Source organism: Mycobacterium gordonae, assembly GCF_001417955.2.
Lineage (GTDB): Bacteria > Actinomycetota > Actinomycetes > Mycobacteriales > Mycobacteriaceae > Mycobacterium > Mycobacterium gordonae_B.
On the sequence record NZ_LKTM01000251.1, the window covers coordinates 1 to 724 of the forward strand.

Sequence of the window (724 nt, forward strand, 5' to 3'; positions counted from 1 at the left end):
CACACGTTGCCCAACGCACGCCAAGATGGGGCCAACCCAACGTGTCCTCCCGGGCCCGATCAAACTTGACAGACTCAGCCGGGTTTGTGAATGCTTATCGGTGTAGCGGTCCGCCCTGAAAACCGCATCGATGTGACGTCTCGGACGCATCAGCGATGACCGCCGACCAGGACCTCCGCTGCTGCCGAAATGCGAATTCTTCCGGCAAAGATGCACGTCACCGCTGGAAAATCGCTACCATCGCCGTGTCGCACTCGGGGGGACAACTCGATGACACGGGTTGCCGGAGGTGGGCGATGTCGTTTGCTATTGCGTCTCCAGAATTAATAACGGATGCCGCAACAAGTTTGGCGAAACTCGGATCGACGATCACCGCGGCCAATGCGGCCGCTGCCGCGCCGACCACGCGGTTGCTCGCTGCTGCCGGCGACGAGGTGTCGGCGGCTATCGCTGCGATGTTTTCTCAGCAGGCGTCGACGTACCAGGCGCTGAGTACGCAGGTCGCGGCGTTTCACGGCCAATTCGTACAGTCCCTCAACGCCGGCGCGCGCGCCTTTGCGGCCGCCGAGGCCGCCAACACGGCGCCCCTGCAGGCCCTCGAGCAGGACGTTCTCGCACTGATCAATGCGCCGACCAACGCTCTGCTGGGGCGGCCGCTGATCGGCAACGGGATCGATGGCATCACCGACGCCGAGGGCGTGGGGACGGCGGGTGGGGCGGGGGG

Annotated in this window: 1 protein-coding gene; it reads left to right on the forward strand. The window is 64.6% G+C overall.

What is annotated here, in order from left to right:
• Positions 1-296: 296 nt before the first annotated feature.
• On the forward strand, positions 297-724 hold a 428-nt coding region (locus tag AO501_RS18430), incomplete at its 3' end, for a PE family protein (RefSeq protein ID WP_082658711.1).